Annotated in this window: 14 protein-coding genes, 1 tRNA gene and 1 other RNA gene; 8 read left to right on the top strand and 8 right to left on the bottom strand. The window is 66.6% G+C overall.

From position 1 onward, the window contains the following. Positions 1 to 277: 277 nt before the first annotated feature. Positions 278 to 556 carry a type II toxin-antitoxin system prevent-host-death family antitoxin gene (locus tag R3E98_19340; protein ID MEZ4425558.1) on the bottom strand — a complete coding sequence of 93 codons (279 nt, stop codon included), beginning with the start codon at positions 554 to 556 and terminating at the stop codon, positions 278 to 280. A 281-nt stretch (positions 557 to 837) separates the two neighbouring features. Here R3E98_19340 and R3E98_19335 point away from each other — a divergent pair, with 281 nt between their 5' ends. From R3E98_19335 to R3E98_19320, 4 genes are all read left to right on the top strand, one after another. Beyond that, positions 838 to 2,193, top strand: coding sequence for a Fic family protein (locus tag R3E98_19335; protein ID MEZ4425557.1), 1,356 nt, complete (start codon positions 838 to 840; stop codon positions 2,191 to 2,193). Positions 2,194 to 2,268: 75 nt separating this feature from the next. Next, positions 2,269 to 2,613, top strand: a complete 345-nt coding sequence (locus R3E98_19330; protein ID MEZ4425556.1) for a hypothetical protein — start codon at positions 2,269 to 2,271, stop codon at positions 2,611 to 2,613. After that, the gene (locus R3E98_19325; GenBank protein MEZ4425555.1) at positions 2,610 to 3,098 is read left to right on the top strand and encodes a group II truncated hemoglobin; all 489 of its coding nucleotides are present in this window, start codon (positions 2,610 to 2,612) and stop codon (positions 3,096 to 3,098) included. Before R3E98_19330 ends, R3E98_19325 begins: the two co-directional genes overlap by 4 nt. 7 nt (positions 3,099 to 3,105) lie before the next feature. Then, a complete protein-coding gene (locus tag R3E98_19320) occupies positions 3,106 to 3,705 on the top strand; it encodes a hypothetical protein (protein MEZ4425554.1) in 600 nt (199 codons plus the stop codon). Between the two features lie 230 nt (positions 3,706 to 3,935). On the opposite strand, the gene R3E98_19315 is transcribed toward R3E98_19320, so the two are convergent. Together R3E98_19315 and R3E98_19310 are read right to left on the bottom strand one after the other, a co-directional pair. Next, positions 3,936 to 4,235, bottom strand: coding sequence for a type II toxin-antitoxin system RelE/ParE family toxin (locus tag R3E98_19315; GenBank protein ID MEZ4425553.1), 300 nt, complete (start codon positions 4,233 to 4,235; stop codon positions 3,936 to 3,938). Next, positions 4,232 to 4,489 carry a type II toxin-antitoxin system ParD family antitoxin gene (locus tag R3E98_19310; protein MEZ4425552.1) on the bottom strand — a complete coding sequence of 86 codons (258 nt, stop codon included), beginning with the start codon at positions 4,487 to 4,489 and terminating at the stop codon, positions 4,232 to 4,234. The genes R3E98_19315 and R3E98_19310 overlap by 4 nt, the downstream gene beginning before the upstream one ends. A 482-nt stretch (positions 4,490 to 4,971) precedes the next feature. Between R3E98_19310 and R3E98_19305 the strand changes: the two genes are divergently transcribed. From R3E98_19305 to R3E98_19290, 4 genes are all read left to right on the top strand, one after another. Next, entirely contained in the window at positions 4,972 to 5,154 is a 183-nt protein-coding gene (locus R3E98_19305) for a hypothetical protein (protein MEZ4425551.1), read from the top strand. A 757-nt stretch (positions 5,155 to 5,911) separates the two neighbouring features. Further along, complete coding sequence (locus R3E98_19300) at positions 5,912 to 6,295, top strand: hypothetical protein (GenBank protein MEZ4425550.1); 384 nt, start codon at positions 5,912 to 5,914, stop codon at positions 6,293 to 6,295. Positions 6,296 to 6,615: 320 nt separating this feature from the next. Next, positions 6,616 to 7,584 carry an ATP-binding protein gene (locus R3E98_19295; protein ID MEZ4425549.1) on the top strand — a complete coding sequence of 323 codons (969 nt, stop codon included), beginning with the start codon at positions 6,616 to 6,618 and terminating at the stop codon, positions 7,582 to 7,584. Positions 7,585 to 8,187: 603 nt separating this feature from the next. Beyond that, complete coding sequence (locus tag R3E98_19290; GenBank protein ID MEZ4425548.1) at positions 8,188 to 8,796, top strand: hypothetical protein; 609 nt, start codon at positions 8,188 to 8,190, stop codon at positions 8,794 to 8,796. Between the two features lie 1,000 nt (positions 8,797 to 9,796). On the opposite strand, the gene R3E98_19285 is transcribed toward R3E98_19290, so the two are convergent. From R3E98_19285 to R3E98_19265, 5 genes are all read right to left on the bottom strand, one after another. After that, the gene (locus R3E98_19285) at positions 9,797 to 10,999 is read right to left on the bottom strand and encodes an ATP-binding protein (GenBank protein MEZ4425547.1); all 1,203 of its coding nucleotides are present in this window, start codon (positions 10,997 to 10,999) and stop codon (positions 9,797 to 9,799) included. Between the two features lie 337 nt (positions 11,000 to 11,336). After that, positions 11,337 to 11,410, bottom strand: a tRNA-Arg gene (locus R3E98_19280). A gap of 18 nt (positions 11,411 to 11,428) precedes the next feature. Next, positions 11,429 to 11,821: RNase P RNA component class A (gene rnpB / locus R3E98_19275), an RNA gene on the bottom strand. Between the two features lie 129 nt (positions 11,822 to 11,950). Continuing rightward, the gene (locus R3E98_19270) at positions 11,951 to 12,484 is read right to left on the bottom strand and encodes a pyridoxamine 5'-phosphate oxidase family protein (GenBank protein MEZ4425546.1); all 534 of its coding nucleotides are present in this window, start codon (positions 12,482 to 12,484) and stop codon (positions 11,951 to 11,953) included. Positions 12,485 to 12,658: 174 nt separating this feature from the next. Then, positions 12,659 to 13,660: an OmpA family protein gene (locus R3E98_19265; protein ID MEZ4425545.1), complete on the bottom strand. Its 1,002-nt coding sequence runs from the start codon at positions 13,658 to 13,660 to the stop codon at positions 12,659 to 12,661. Positions 13,661 to 13,689 lie beyond the last annotated feature (29 nt).

Below are 13,689 nucleotides of genomic sequence, written 5' to 3'. Positions count from 1 at the left end.
CGACCGTCCTGCGTGCGACCCCTGCATCTACTCGCAGAGCCGTATGTCGGCCGCTGCGGACGCCTCAGGTTCTCCGTCTGGCGTCCCGCGCGCGCACGTGACCGGCTGCGGCATAGCGGAGGATCGGTTTGTCCTGCGTGATGAGCGTTCCACCCAGGATGCGCGTGGTCGCCATGAGGATTCGGTCGGCAGGGTCGCCATGCGGCTCCCCGGGAAGGCGCGCGCTCTCCAGCGCGATCTCCGGAGTCAGACGAGCACCAGCGGCCGGGCCGACGCCTCAGGCTTCGGCATGCCAGGGCTCCCCGAGGGGGGCCACGATGTCGCCCTGGATGGTGACCGAGCCCGAGAGATACCCGAAGAGACCGGGAGCCTCCTCGTCGAAGGCCACGAGCTTCGCCACCGGCCGACCGTACTTGGTGACCACGATCTCCTCCCGGGTCTGCTGGACGCGGTCCAGCAGCTGGAGACAGGAGTCCTTGAAGACCGTGGCCGACACCTCTTCGGCGGCCTTCCGGCTCTGGGCGTACTTGAGCACGGTCCTGCGTGGCTTTCCCATGTCCCGGCCTCCCTGTTCTGGCCACAGCAAATGGCCAGATCTACGACTGGGGAGCGAAGCGGACCAGAAGGAAGGTGCCCGCCGGCACGTTCAAACCGGTGGGCAATCCGTCGAGATAGTTGCGCAGAGCCATTGATTGTTGCGCCTAGAAGCCCTATTGTTGCGTCGATAGCCGCATTGTTGCGTCTATGGCCGCATTATTGCGTCTATCGCCTCAACGTTGCGCGTACCGCTCGAAGCGCAAGAAACGGGATCCCGACATGCCCCGTCGCACGCCCACGGTGGATCTGGACGCCATCGTCTCCGCAGTCGCTCGCGAAGCCGGCGGTGTGACCGCACGGGATATCGCCGAGCGACTTGCCGAAGACACCCCGTTCCGCACGCTCCAGTACCGGCTCAAGTCGCTCGTCGACGACGGCCGTCTCGCGAAGGAGGGCGAGGGGCGCTGGACGACGTATCACCTGCCGCCGGAGGGAGGGCCTGGCGGGGAGCCAATCGACGAACCTCCGGTGCCGACGTCCGCAGCCGGGGAGGAGATCCGCGCCTACCTCCAGAATCCCGCCTCAGGTCGGAGGCCTGTCGGCTACGACCGCGCCTTTCTCGAATCGTATCGTCCGAACCACACCTTCTATCTGTCTGCGGCCGAGCGCGGGCATCTCGCGGAGGTGGGAAGACGGGAGGTCGGTTCGCAGCCGGCGGGGACGTTCGCGAAGCACATCCTGAGCCGCCTGCTCATCGACCTTTCGTGGAACTCGAGCCGTCTGGAGGGCAACACCTACTCGTTGCTGGACACTCGGCGCTTGATCGCGTTCGGCGCACAAGCCGAGGGCCGAGACGCGCTGGAAGCGCAGATGATCCTGAATCACAAGGAGGCGATCGACTTCCTGGTCGGTGCGGCCGATGAGGTCAGCTTCAATCGCTACTCGATCCTCAACCTCCACGCGATCCTGGCAAGCAACCTGTTGCCGGACCCCGGCGCTGCGGGCCGGTTGCGGCGGATTCCCGTGGGTATCGAGCGCTCCGTCTTCCACCCGCTCGAGGTGCCGCAGCTCATCGCTGAATGCTTCGACAGGATGCTGGCGACGGCCGCTGCCATCGACGACCCGTTCGAGCAGGCCTTCTTCATCATGGTCCAACTGCCCTATCTGCAACCGTTCGACGACGTGAACAAGCGCGTGTCGCGCCTGGCTGCGAACATCCCACTCATCAAGGCCAACCTGTCGCCTCTCACCTTCACGGACGTGCCGCGTCGCATCTACACGGAGGCGATCCTGGGCGTGTACGAGCTGAACAGGATCGAACTCCTCAAGGACCTGTTCCTGTGGGCGTATGATCGCTCCGCCGCCCGCTACGCGGCCGTGCGGCAATCGCTCGGTGAGCCAGATCCGTTCCGGCTCCGATACCGAGATGCTCTGCAGACGCTCATCGCTGCGATCGTTCGGAGTCGGATGGACGGGAAGGCCGCCGCCGCCTATATCGAGTCCTGGACCCGGGAGAGCGTGGATCCCGGCGACCGGGAACAGTTCCGGGAGGTCGCCGAGACCGAGCTTCTGGCGTTGCACGAAGGGAACTTCGCCCGTTACCGCGTCCGGCCATCGGAGTTCGCCGCGTGGCGGGAAGCGTGGTCTGTCGAGTGAGTACTCGCGGACTCGTGCCGTCTCATCCCAATCCGTCTGTGGAGCCGCAGCGCCTCGCCCGTCGGGAATCCGCCCATGCCATCGATCCAACCCAGCCCGAGTGACGACGCGAGCGCCCCTGTCGTCGGTCTACCGGACCGGACGGCGACGCGGCTGCGCTCGCTGGAGCGTCAGGAACGGGTGCTCCGGATCCGACGTTGGGTGCTCTTCGGCGGCGCCGCGCCCGTGTTCGTGGTCTCCCAGATCCTCCTGTGGGGGCGCATGTTCGCCCGGGTGGGCTTCACGCCGCAGTTGGTCGTGAGTGCCTTGGTGCTGATCGCGATCCTCGTGGTCCTGGCAGGCACCGCATGGCACACGTTGGATTCCCTGCAGGGGGAGCTGGAGGTGGCGCGGCAGCATCTACGGGGGGAAGTCGAATGAGCACCGAGAGCCCCGACACGGGACCCGCGCAGTCCCTCTTCGACGCCGTGGGCGGAGCCGCCGGTGTCCTCCGCCTGGCGCACGCCTGGCACGAGCGCGTCCTCGCGGACGAGGTCGTCTCCCATGCCTTCAGCCACGGCTTCCATCCGCAGCACACCGAGCGGCTGGCTGCCTACTGGACGGAGGCGTGGGGCGGACCCGCGGCCTTCACGGGCCGGTACGGCGATCACTCCACCGTGGTCCGCATGCACAGTGGCAACGGCGAGCACGAAGAGATGGACCAGCGGGCCATCGCGTGCTTCGATGCGGCGATGGACGACGCGGGTTTCGCCGACCCTCGCCTGCGCGAGGCGCTGCACGCCTACTTCACCTGGTCCACCCGTTCGGAGATGGCCGCGTATCCGCGGAGCCGTCAGCAGGTCCCGGCGGGGCTCCCGCTGCCGCGCTGGGGCTGGGAGGGTCGGGTACGGGACGGATCGGAGTAGCCTCGCGATGCGCTTGCGTGTGGTTTTTGCGGCGTTCTGGGCGGCTGCGTGCGTGGGGGAGCCCCGCGGAGAACCCGGTGCGGCGGACGCCTCCGACACCACGGCCGTGTCCACGCCGGAGGCCGGCGACGTTCCGCAGACCGCTGGTCCGCAGGCGAGCGCGCTCATCTCAGACTCCGCGGTCGGCTGCCTCGAGCTCGAGGCCACCCTCGCGGAGGTGAGGTCCGCGTGCGGCGCGACCACGGACACGACCCTCCACCTGGAAGGCCAGGCCCAGGAGGCCGTGTGGGTGGATGTAGGCCCCGGCCGGGTGTTGGCAGAGGTCAGGAACGGCCGGGTATGGCGGATCCAGGTGCGCGATCCCGGCCTGACCACGCGCGACTCCATCGGCGTGGGGGCACCCGTGAACAGGCTCGCGACGCTGCCGGGCATCTCCATCGCCTACGGAGAAGGCACCTTCGCGATGACGGAGGCGCATTGCGGGAACAGCTTCTCCATCCAGGGCCTGCCGTCCCGGCGGGAGCCGTGGGGGCCTGAGGAGCTCCGTGCCCTCGGGGACAGCGTGCGGGTGGTGGGGATCCTGGTGTTCGGGCGGTGCGACGGGTGATTCGGGGGGATCGCGGCTGACGCGGGTGTTGCGGACCTGGGGATGACGCTCGGACGGGACTCCACTCCCTTCCTGCTCACTCGCAAGCGTTGAGTCTTGCGTCTATGGTTCCGATCGTTGCGCCTATGCGCGCCTCAAGCTTGCGAGTATCGCGACAAGCGCAAGACGGGGCACGTAGCGTTCCCAGTCGCCCGGCCGCGCCGTCTCCCAAGGATCGTAGCGGACGCCCGTCAGCCGTCGAGGTGGCGGCCGGCATCCATCACCTCATGCAGCACGCGCTGAATCCTCAGCTCCACATCGGTAAACGTATAGAAGATCAGATGGCGCCCCGTCCGCCAAGAGCGGTATCCGGCGCGGAGCTCGCTGCGGTCCTTCCCACGCCTGGGATCGAGCCGCAGCGCCTCGATCGTGTCCGCCAACTCGTCCAGGTACCGATCGGCCTGCTCGGGACTCCAGTGCTCGCAGGTGTAGAGCCATATCTCGATCAGGTCGGCTTCGGCCGCCCGGGTGCTCGTGAGCGCTCGCTTCATTCGCGCGAGGGACCTCCGGCTCGCGCGCGCGCATCGCGCTTGATCTTCTCCATATCGAGCGGTCCAGCATCTCCGCTTTCCTCGCCGCGGATCAACGCAGCGCGCAACGCCTCCCGTCGCTCTTCCTGCTCCTCGAGGAGGCGTAGGCTGGCACGCACGACCTCGCTCGCGGATCCGTACCGGCCCGCGTCGACCTGGCGCCGGATGAAGCCTTCGAAATGATCACTCAGGGTGATGCTGGTGTTCTTGCTCATCGGATCCTCCAGCGGTGGCGACGTCACAGAATACCATGCGTGGGTGTCTATCGCCGGGTCGTATGAGACCCGCGGCGGCGCCGCGCGGGCCAGCGGGGCCGACAGCGTCCCCGGTTGTCCTCCCCCCTCCCCACCTGAATACTCCCACCGGTCCCATCCCCACCGCCCCGGTCCGCCCCGCCATGCGCCCCCTCCCCACCCTCCTGCTCCTCGCCTGCGCGGTGCCCACCCTCGCCTGCTCCGGCACCGAGCCCGCGCCCGACCCGGCCGCCGCCGTGGAGCAGACCCGCCAGGGGACCGGCCCCGCCCCGTCTTGGTGACGAGCTTCGACGGCCTGGGTGTCGGGTTCGACGGACCCAGAGGGGCTGGACCGGCCGCAGCCCGTCGGACAACAGCCTGGCGGTGGGGCCCGAGCACATCGTCCAGACGGTCAACTCGCGCATGGCGGTCTTCGACCGGAGCGGCACCGTGCTCACGGCGCGGTGCCCACCAACATCGTCTTCCGCGGCCAGGGCGGGCTCTGTGAGCAGATCCTCTCGGGGGACGCGGTGGTGCGCTACGACCAGCTCGCCGAGCGCTGGCTGCTGGTCCTGCCCTCTTCCGGCGCGGGCCCGCGCGACCGGACCAGCCTCCCGTCTGGACGCCCGGTCCCACCGTGTACCTGAGCCCTCCGGGCGTCGCGGACCAGCCGGGGCCCGCCGTGCCCTTGTACGTGCCGCCCGAGCCGATCCCGGCCCCCGCGCAGCCGCAGGCGCGGCCGCCCGAGGAGGAGGGCCCCTACGCCATGTGCTACGCGGTGAGCGCCACACCGGACCCGCTGGGCGCCTGGTACCGCTACGAGTTCCTGCGGCCCCTCTTCCCCGACTATCCGCGGCCGGCGGTCTGGCCGGACGGCTGGTACGTGCCCACCAGCACCGGGGACGACGTGATCGAGAAGCACGCCTGCGTGGCCGACCGTGCGCGCATGCTGCGGGGCGAGCCGGCCACCGAGCAGTGCCTGGTGATCGCCGACGTGGCCTTCCTCAACAACGCGGACCTGGACGGGCACACGCTCCCGCCGGAGGGCGCGCCCAACCCGGTGCTGGCCTCGGGCGGCATGCAGCTCCGGGGAGACTTCGACGACGACGGCCTCTACGCCTGGAACTTCCACGTGGACTGGGAGGACCCCTCCCGCACCCGTCTGGAGGGCCCCACCAAGGTGTCCGTGGCGCCCTACCACTTCCTGTGTGACGGGCAGCTCACCTCCTGCGTGCGCCAGCCGGGCACGGACCGCCACCTGGACGCGCAGGGGGACAAGCTCATGGCCCGCGTGGTCTACCGGCACCTGGGGGACCGGGAGAGCGTGGTGGCCGTCCACTCGGTGGCCACGCGGGCGGGCTCGGGCGGCGTGCGCTGGTACGAGCTGGACGTGGGAGCGACCGCATGCTCGCCCTCCGGCAGCAGGGCACCTTCGCGCCGGACACGTCCTACCGCTGGATGGCCAGCCCCGCGATCGACCGCTTCGGCAACATCGGCATCGGCTACTCGTTCGGCGGCACCCCGCACTACCCCGGGCAGCGCTTCGCCGGCCGGGCGGTGGACGATCCCCTGGGCGAGCTCGGCCTGCCCGAGACCGTCCTGGTGGAGGGCGAGGGGTCGCAGACCAACACCCTGCGCTGGGAGGACTACACGCAGACGGCCGTGGACCCGCTGGACGACTGCACCATCTGGTACGTGGGGGATTACTACCGGCGGGACGCGGAGAGCTATTCCACGCGGATCGGGGCGTTCCGGATGCCGGGGTGTGCGGGGGTGGACGGGGGATGAGGGGGTGGAGGCGGCGGTGGGACGGCAGTTCGGGGCAGCCATGGCGATGCTGCGAGGGACGGCCCATCCAGACGCTGGCGGTGCATTCGACGCGAGGTCAGTCTTGGACACGTTAAGCGCGCTCGAGGTTAGATTCAGGCGCACTGGTCCCCCTCCAAGAGCCACACGCATGTCTCTCGCTTCCTGGCCACCCGGATTCTCACTGGATCAAGAGCGGATTCTCAACCTCACTGGCGATCGCTTCTACTCTGATCCAAGCGCGGCACTGAGGAAGCGGTCCTCAACGCGCTCGATGCGACCACCGCCGATCAGCGACCGATCTGAGCTTTGAGCCCTCCATCGACGTAGTCTTCGATAGTAATGCACTCACCTTATCGGTCCACGACAACGGCGTCGGGATGGATAAGGACGCAGTCGCTGAGCTGTTCGCCAGAATTGGCGCCAGTTCGGCCGCGCTGGAAGCCGGAACAAAGCCCATCGGCGAGTTTGGGATCGGCGTCATCAGCTACTTCATGGCTGCCGACGCCTTCGTTCTTGAGACCTACGACGGCGAAACCGAGCCGATCTCGCTTAGGTTCACGCGAAGCCTGCTTGCGGGAGGCTCCGCAGAACAACTACCGTCGACCACGCTGCCTCGTGGGACAAAGATCGTACTTTCACTTCGAGACCGGGCAACGTTTGAGCTGCTCGTAGAGAGGTACGCTCACTGGTGTCGCGACGCCCCTTCCGTAGTCGCGCGCGTAGAGCCAGAGGGAAGGCTTCTTCCGCAAGGCGGCGCTGAGGCTCGGGGTCGGTCGCTACCGCTTCCGATGCCAGACTGGGTAGAAAGAACACATCTCGGTCCGGTCAGCGACCCCGTGGCATGGGGCCAGATGACCGGAGTATCTGAAGTGGCCGTGCTCTACCGAGGTGTGTTTGTGCAGGAGTTCGACGCACCGGGTCTATGGGGGATTCAGGGCTCTATCGACGTAGACCCCAAGCACTTCAAGCCGAAACTGAATCGTGAAGGCTTCATTGGCGGAGAGTTTGAAGCCGAAGTAAAGGCATACTTGCAGGAGTGCCATCCTAGTATCCTCTTGGCTCTGTCCGACACCCTCGAGCACGCCGTCGCCCGCGGCGACCTCTCCAAATGGACCGAGCAGAGGTGTGGCCAATCTTTGGCTTCGAAGTGCCTCGCGGCCCCGCGTTCGCGGAGGCCGCGGCAAGGTGGGACTCAATCTTTCGGAGACTCCCGGCATTCGAGCGAGCCGCAGCCAACGGCTGGGAACCGATCTCTCTTGATCAACTAATACGACTTGGCTCGCCCGTCTACCTGGCCTCGATCGCCAGGCAGAGGCTGGACGACGTTCAATCGGCGGCGCTTCGGCTACTCCGAACGACGGGACGTGCCGTAGTGAGGGTATTCAACATGACCCAAGCTGGATGCGTCAGGCCGGCGTCGCCTATGGCAGCACCGCCGATCTCATCTCAGCCGTCTTCCGAGACGAACTTCCGGAACTACTCTCGCTGCAGAACCACGCCCATCAACTCCTTCAAGGAGTGGCTCGTGTCGCGCCTTTGTTCACCGGTCCTCCGCCAGTTGATCTGGCGCTCTTGGGTGCTGAGAGCGCGCCGCTCCTCCGGCTCCCTGATCGGCTTGTTGTCAATATCGACCACCCCATCGGGTCAGTATCACCGATGAAGCTCTGCGCCTGAATGGAGGTGCGCCCGCACTCATCGCAATTGTTGCACGACACTCGCATGGGCATCTCGCCACGGTTGCTGCCGCACTCAAGGATTCCGATCCCGAGGGAAGTATTAAGTCCGGTCAGACGCCGCTACGTGAGGCCACCTGCCATGAAGTGTCTGCTCTTCGCGGGGGCTGGAACCTCAATCGAGATCGGCGTGCCAGAATGACCGGTCTCGCGCGCGAGTTCCTCAGCCACGCGGAACGCTGGGGTGTCGAGCCGCACGTGGTCCGCAGCATCATGCGCGGCACTGACGACATCGAGGTTCTCATCGATGGTATTGACCGCCTCGCACTCGCGCGAGAGCCCCTAGAGTTGATCGGCGAGCGATTAGAGGCAGCGGACCGGGTCGATGCAGTAAGAGCCGAGGTCGAATGGTTCGTTCAGCATGCAGCAGAACGGGTGACCGCCGCCAGTGCTCACCTCATGTGGGGGCCAGTTCTGCGCGCGCGTTTGAGCGCCGACCTGACGTTCGTCACCACCAACTATGACCGTGCCATTGAACTCGCCGCCAATGTCGAAGAGACGGCGCTTAACGATGGGTTCGCACCGTTCGGCACGGGAGAGACCGCACCCCTGGCTCGGGTTCAGCGAGGCCGTCATCCCGCTCCGCTTCTCGTCAAGCTGCACGGCTCAACTGATTGGTATAGCGCTGATGGGCGCCCAACGAAGTTGCGGCACCCGATGCCACTGTTCGGACGGGCGACGCTGCAACTCGCTGGGGGCCAACGACTCGGTTCAGCGCTGATCCTCCCTCTAGAGAGAAGATCCTGACTCAGCCTCCATACCCAGAGCTATCGCACGCTTTCTCGGTACCGCGGACGCCGCCGATTGCGGCGTGTTTGTCGGCACCTCACTTCGAGACGCACACATCCGTGAAGCAGCCGCTCGGATGGCGCGGCGCATTCCCGTGTTCATCGTCAACCCCGATGGAAATACCTACGGAGTTCCGGATGCCCAGGCGATTGCGCAGACAGCAGGTCGCTTCCTGATTTCAACCTTGCCGCAAGCCATGCGGACAATGGACCCGCCGCGCACCTTGATGAACTGGGCATCCAAGGCGGTCGTCGATGCTTCGGCGAAGTCTGTGATCTCTCACATTCAGGTGGCGCTCGACACGCACCGAAGCAGGGGGAGCGTTGTAGCGCGATTGACACGCTGGATCTGGAAGAGTGTGCTCTTGATCCCGACTCCATGCGAGGTCTCCTACACGGCGAAGACGCTTCCGTGGCCCGGTACTCGCTGGGCCTAATCCCTCACGCGACGGATCCTCGGGCTCTATCAACTATCGCTGGGGAATCTCACCACATAGGTGATCACACACCAAGAAGATCTCCGCTTGCTCAGAAGAAGCTCTTGGAACGATCTGCCTGAAAGCGCGGCAGGCGGCGACGGCGCCTCGACTCGCGGTGCCGGAGGCCCCGCCGTCAACGTGCATCCGAGGCATCTGGTCTCTGACCAAACAGGCGATCGTGAGCACAGCAGGTCGCAGCCCAAGCGCGGAAGCAATCTTGACGCCCTCTGTTGTCACGAAGCGCGGGACTCAGGTTCTGTGTCGCCAATTGTAACGGGCATCTTCCAGATTCCTCACGAAGTGTCACGCGAGCCAGGCGCGACGGGGCCCCGCGTCTGGACGTCGCAGATCTACAGTTGGAACTTGGAGTGCGTGGACGAGTTCCCAGCCGTAGACGCGCCGGACCTTCTAGCAGCCGAAGCTGCCCATAAGACAAGAGTAGTTCCGCGGGATCGGACAAGCAGATGCCGTGTCTCACTTCTACTCTGATTGCGTCAACTGAGAGCGAATCGACTCAACTAAGAAGTACAGAAAGTGCAGCTCAGAGGTGAAGCGGTACCAGCCGGCGCCCTCGCTCGGCATCTGCTCAAGCACCGAGAGATCGCGCATCTTTCGGAGGAAGTTATCGGCAACTTTCACCTCTTCCGTCTCGAGGTGATCAAGCAGATCAGAACGCTTGAATTCTCGCCCCAAGCCCTTCGCCGGGATCTTCTTAAGTATGGTGCGATAGCGCTTGCTGCGGATTGCCTCCATAACGTGAGGTTCTACGTGCTTCCGGCCGACAACATCCGCAGCGGCAAGGACAGCTTGGTAAGCATCGTCACTGTCGATGACGCTGTCGTCGTCGAAGCGGTAAGCGGCGTCGCCGATTTCATGTGCGAGTACAGGCAGACCGCCGGTGTATCGCGTTAGTACCTCGAGCGCGCGGTCCTCGATACTGATACCAACGGAATCGAAAGCCTTTTTCAAGAAGGCGCTCGCCTCGTCGTCATCCCAAGGATCGATGGCAACCAACTCGAATACCCGCGCAAGCGAGGGCTGGGCGCTCAGCAATTCACGGCGGCGATCCTCAAGGCCGACCAGCAAGAGGAAGAGAGGCAGCGGCTCACCTGAAGTTGCGATACCGTCAACGAGACTCTTGAGCCAATGCGCAAACGACTCAGAGGACGCAAGGCCGTTGATATCGTCCAGGACGATGAACAGGCCGTCGCGCTCGCCTTCAAGGCGCCGAACAAGAGTTCTAAGCGCTATATCAAAACCGTCGGTTAGCTTCTGCAGCTTAGCTGAGTCCGGCGCAAACCCGACTTGAACGCCAAAGAGCCCCACCTCCTCTATCTGATTACCGAACAAACTCTTGATCTTCTCAAACCAACTTGCCCCTACGCCGGACTTGGCGAGGCGATCAAGTATTCTCCGTACTGCCTCCGTCTCGTTGCTGCTACCCCCGAGGAACACTTGCAGCGTAAGGAGGTGCAACCGTTGCTCCGCCAGCCGCCTCACGAACGCCGCTATGGAACTCTTGCCGATTCCGCGCTCCCCTGTGAGGAATGCAACCTTGAACTTGCCCTGAGCCGCGGCGCGCGCGAGGTCGCTCAGGGACTCGACTTGGCTTGCGCGGCCCGTAAAAAGCTCGACGGGAGCTGGCTGCCCGGGCGTGAACGGGCTTACTTCGCTCTTCGACACACACTGTGGGGTCGGGGTGATCCAGTTTACCTCGAGAAACCTACGACGCGGACAACGACGCGGCTACCGCGCTTCGGCGGAATGCCGTCGAGCAACAGAGTCGGGTGCCGTTGCGGCCTAGGAGCCCTCCCCCACCACGCCCGACAGGATGGGCTTCGCCCGGCCCTGCGGGCCGGGCTCGCCGCCCTCGCGACCGCATCTGGTCTCGCGACCCACGTACGTGGCGGATCGGGTCGAACCTGGCCCTCCCCCGCCCCACCCCACCCTCGGGCCCGCTCCGTCGCCAGCCCCCAAGCAAACGACCCCGACCCCTTTGCAGGGGCCGGGGTCGTTCGCATGCGCCCGACAGGATTCGAACCTGTGACCTTCGGCTCCGGAGGCCGACGCTCTATCCATCTGAGCTACGGGCGCGTCTGTCGCACGCGCGCGGGGTGGCGCAGGAATAAGCCGAGTTCTGTCCGCTGACGCGCTCACCTCGCGGCGATCGCGCTTCGCGTGGAAACCATTTGTCTGGGGCCAGCATCGCTGCCGACCTCGGCGCGGCCTACCCGGGACTGATGGCGGAGCGGGCCGCTCCTCGTCCCCTATTTGGCCTTGCTCCGGGTGGGGTTTGCCATGCGACCGCTGTTACCAGCGGCCCGGTGCGCTCTTACCGCACCCTTTCACCCTTACCTGTGCCCGTTGCCGGGCCATCGGCGGTCTGCTCTCTGTGGCACTTTCCGTCGTCTCTCGACGCCCGGGCGTTACCCGGCACCCTGCCCTGCGGAGCTCGGACTTTCCTCCGGACGTGACGAGCACGCCGGCGGTTCCCACTCCTGCGCTCCCATGCGCCTGGCCGGGCCCCGAGGGGTCCGGCCGGGTGCGTGACAGACCTGTAGGGTAGCCGTTTCGGGAGGCGGGGTAAAGCGGGTGGAGGAGGGCCCCGGAGCAGGGCCCGGGGCCCCTCGGACGTCAGCCCAGCTCCCGTCCGCTCAGGCGCTCCTCGCGGCCCAGATCGGGCTGGGTGCCGGTCACGATGCCCTTGGCGATCTCGAACAGGGCCACCGGGCGGGAGTGCTTGGCCTTCATGTAGTGGACGGACTCGGCCTCGACCAGGATCAGGGCCAGGCGGGGGTCGTCCGGGCCGCCGTCGCGGTTGCCGCCCTCGTCCGCGAACCAGGCCTTCCAGTCGGGCTGGTGCAGCTCGCGGATCTTCGCGCGGTCCTGGCTGATGGTGGCGATGCCGCTCACGGAGACCCACTCCTTGGTCCCGTCGTCGTAGTAGCCCAGGCTCACGTTCGGGTCCTGCTCCAGCTCGTCGATCTTGTGGGTCTCGATGCTGGTCACGAACCAGAGGTCGGCCAGCGGCCCCCGCTCCTGGGTGGCCATGGGCCGCGTCACCAGCATGCCGTCGGGGCGGCGCGTGGTGAGCAGGGCGGTCTCCATATCGTCGATCAGCTCGTAGAGCTCGTCGATCTTCTTCTCGGTCGGCGTGGTCGTCTTCACGGCGATGCATCCCGGTCGGAGGAATCGTTCGGAACCGGGAGGAAGGGGGCAGGCGATATGCCAGGCGTTCAGCACCCTTCCGGCCCTTCCAGGACGGCGCTTCTCCGGGACGAGGCCCCTCCGCACGCGCGTCGTTCGTGTTTCCGCCGCGCCGCGCCCTGCACGACGCTCGGCTCACCGCAGGCGCTGGACCACCTCCACGCGCCGGTTGAGCGCGCGGCCGGACTCGTCGCGGTTCGTGGAGACCGGGGACAGCGGGCCCACGCCGCGGGTCTCCAGGCGGGCGGCGTCCACGCCGTGGTCGCGCACCAGCGCGGTCTTCACGGCGGCCGCGCGCGCCTCGGACAGCGTCAGGTTGGTGGACAGCGAGCCGGTGTCGTCCGTGTGGCCGACGATGTAGAAACCGTCCGTGGTCTCGCGCAGGAAGGTGGCGATCACCTCCAGGGCGGCGGCGGACCGGGGCTCGATCTCGGCGCTCCCGGTGGCGAAGTGGATGTCGTAGACGGCGATCTTGCCCGCCCGCTCGATCCCGGAGCGCATGGCCTCCAGGTCCAGCACGACCGTGCCCGTCTCCATGGCGTCCACGGTCACTTCTTCGACCATGTAGTAGGGGCGGGAGCGGGACAGCAGCACGGCCACCCAGCGCTCGGCGCCGTCCGCGTTGCGGCTCGCGAGCAGGTAGTGGTCGGCGCTGCCGGTCACGAAGGCGACATCGAGGGCACCCACCGCACCGCTCCCGTTCGGCTTCGCGTAGCGGCGCTCGCCCGTGGACGTGTGCGGCGGGTCGTAGAGCAGCTTGAGCTGCCAGCTCATCGGCGTGTTGAGCGCCGTGGCCAGGTGGACGGTGAAGCCGCCGGCCACCAGCTCGCGCTCGTAGCTGCGCAGGATCTCCAGGTTGCTGCGGGCCTCGGGCCGCTGGAAGATCCGGCTGGTGAGGCCGCCCTCGGCGTACTCGACGCTCGGGCTCCGCGTCAGCGCGCGGGCGTACGCGAGCCGGTCGAACTCGGACGTGTAGGTGCCCATCAAGGTGCTGCCGGCGAAGCCGCTCAGCGCGGCCTGGGCCTCCACCGCCTGCGCGGACAGGGCCAGCAGGACGGCCCCGGGCAGGCTCCGCAGGACCTGCGCGCAGCGCGCGCGGACCGGGATACGGGTGTGGGCTCGACGGACGTGGCGCATGGTCCCCCCTCGCTCGGATCGGCTCGTCG

The organism is Gemmatimonadota bacterium, from assembly GCA_041390125.1.
Taxonomy (GTDB): Bacteria; Gemmatimonadota; Gemmatimonadetes; order Longimicrobiales; family Gaopeijiaceae; genus JAGQIF01.
The sequence above is the reverse complement of the archived record's forward strand: the minus strand, read 5'-3'. Positions and strand labels throughout refer to the sequence as shown.

Coding starts and splice junctions, on each gene's coding strand:
- R3E98_19340 (MEZ4425558.1), bottom strand. CDS start 556: ATGGGAAAGCCACGCAGGACCGTGCTCAAGTACGCCCAGAGCCGGAAG.
- R3E98_19330 (MEZ4425556.1), top strand. CDS start 2,269: ATGCCATCGATCCAACCCAGCCCGAGTGACGACGCGAGCGCCCCTGTC.
- R3E98_19325 (MEZ4425555.1), top strand. CDS start 2,610: ATGAGCACCGAGAGCCCCGACACGGGACCCGCGCAGTCCCTCTTCGAC.
- R3E98_19320 (MEZ4425554.1), top strand. CDS start 3,106: ATGCGCTTGCGTGTGGTTTTTGCGGCGTTCTGGGCGGCTGCGTGCGTG.
- R3E98_19315 (MEZ4425553.1), bottom strand. CDS start 4,235: ATGAAGCGAGCGCTCACGAGCACCCGGGCGGCCGAAGCCGACCTGATC.
- R3E98_19310 (MEZ4425552.1), bottom strand. CDS start 4,489: ATGAGCAAGAACACCAGCATCACCCTGAGTGATCATTTCGAAGGCTTC.
- R3E98_19300 (MEZ4425550.1), top strand. CDS start 5,912: ATGCTCGCCCTCCGGCAGCAGGGCACCTTCGCGCCGGACACGTCCTAC.
- R3E98_19290 (MEZ4425548.1), top strand. CDS start 8,188: ATGACCGGTCTCGCGCGCGAGTTCCTCAGCCACGCGGAACGCTGGGGT.
- R3E98_19265 (MEZ4425545.1), bottom strand. CDS start 13,660: ATGCGCCACGTCCGTCGAGCCCACACCCGTATCCCGGTCCGCGCGCGC.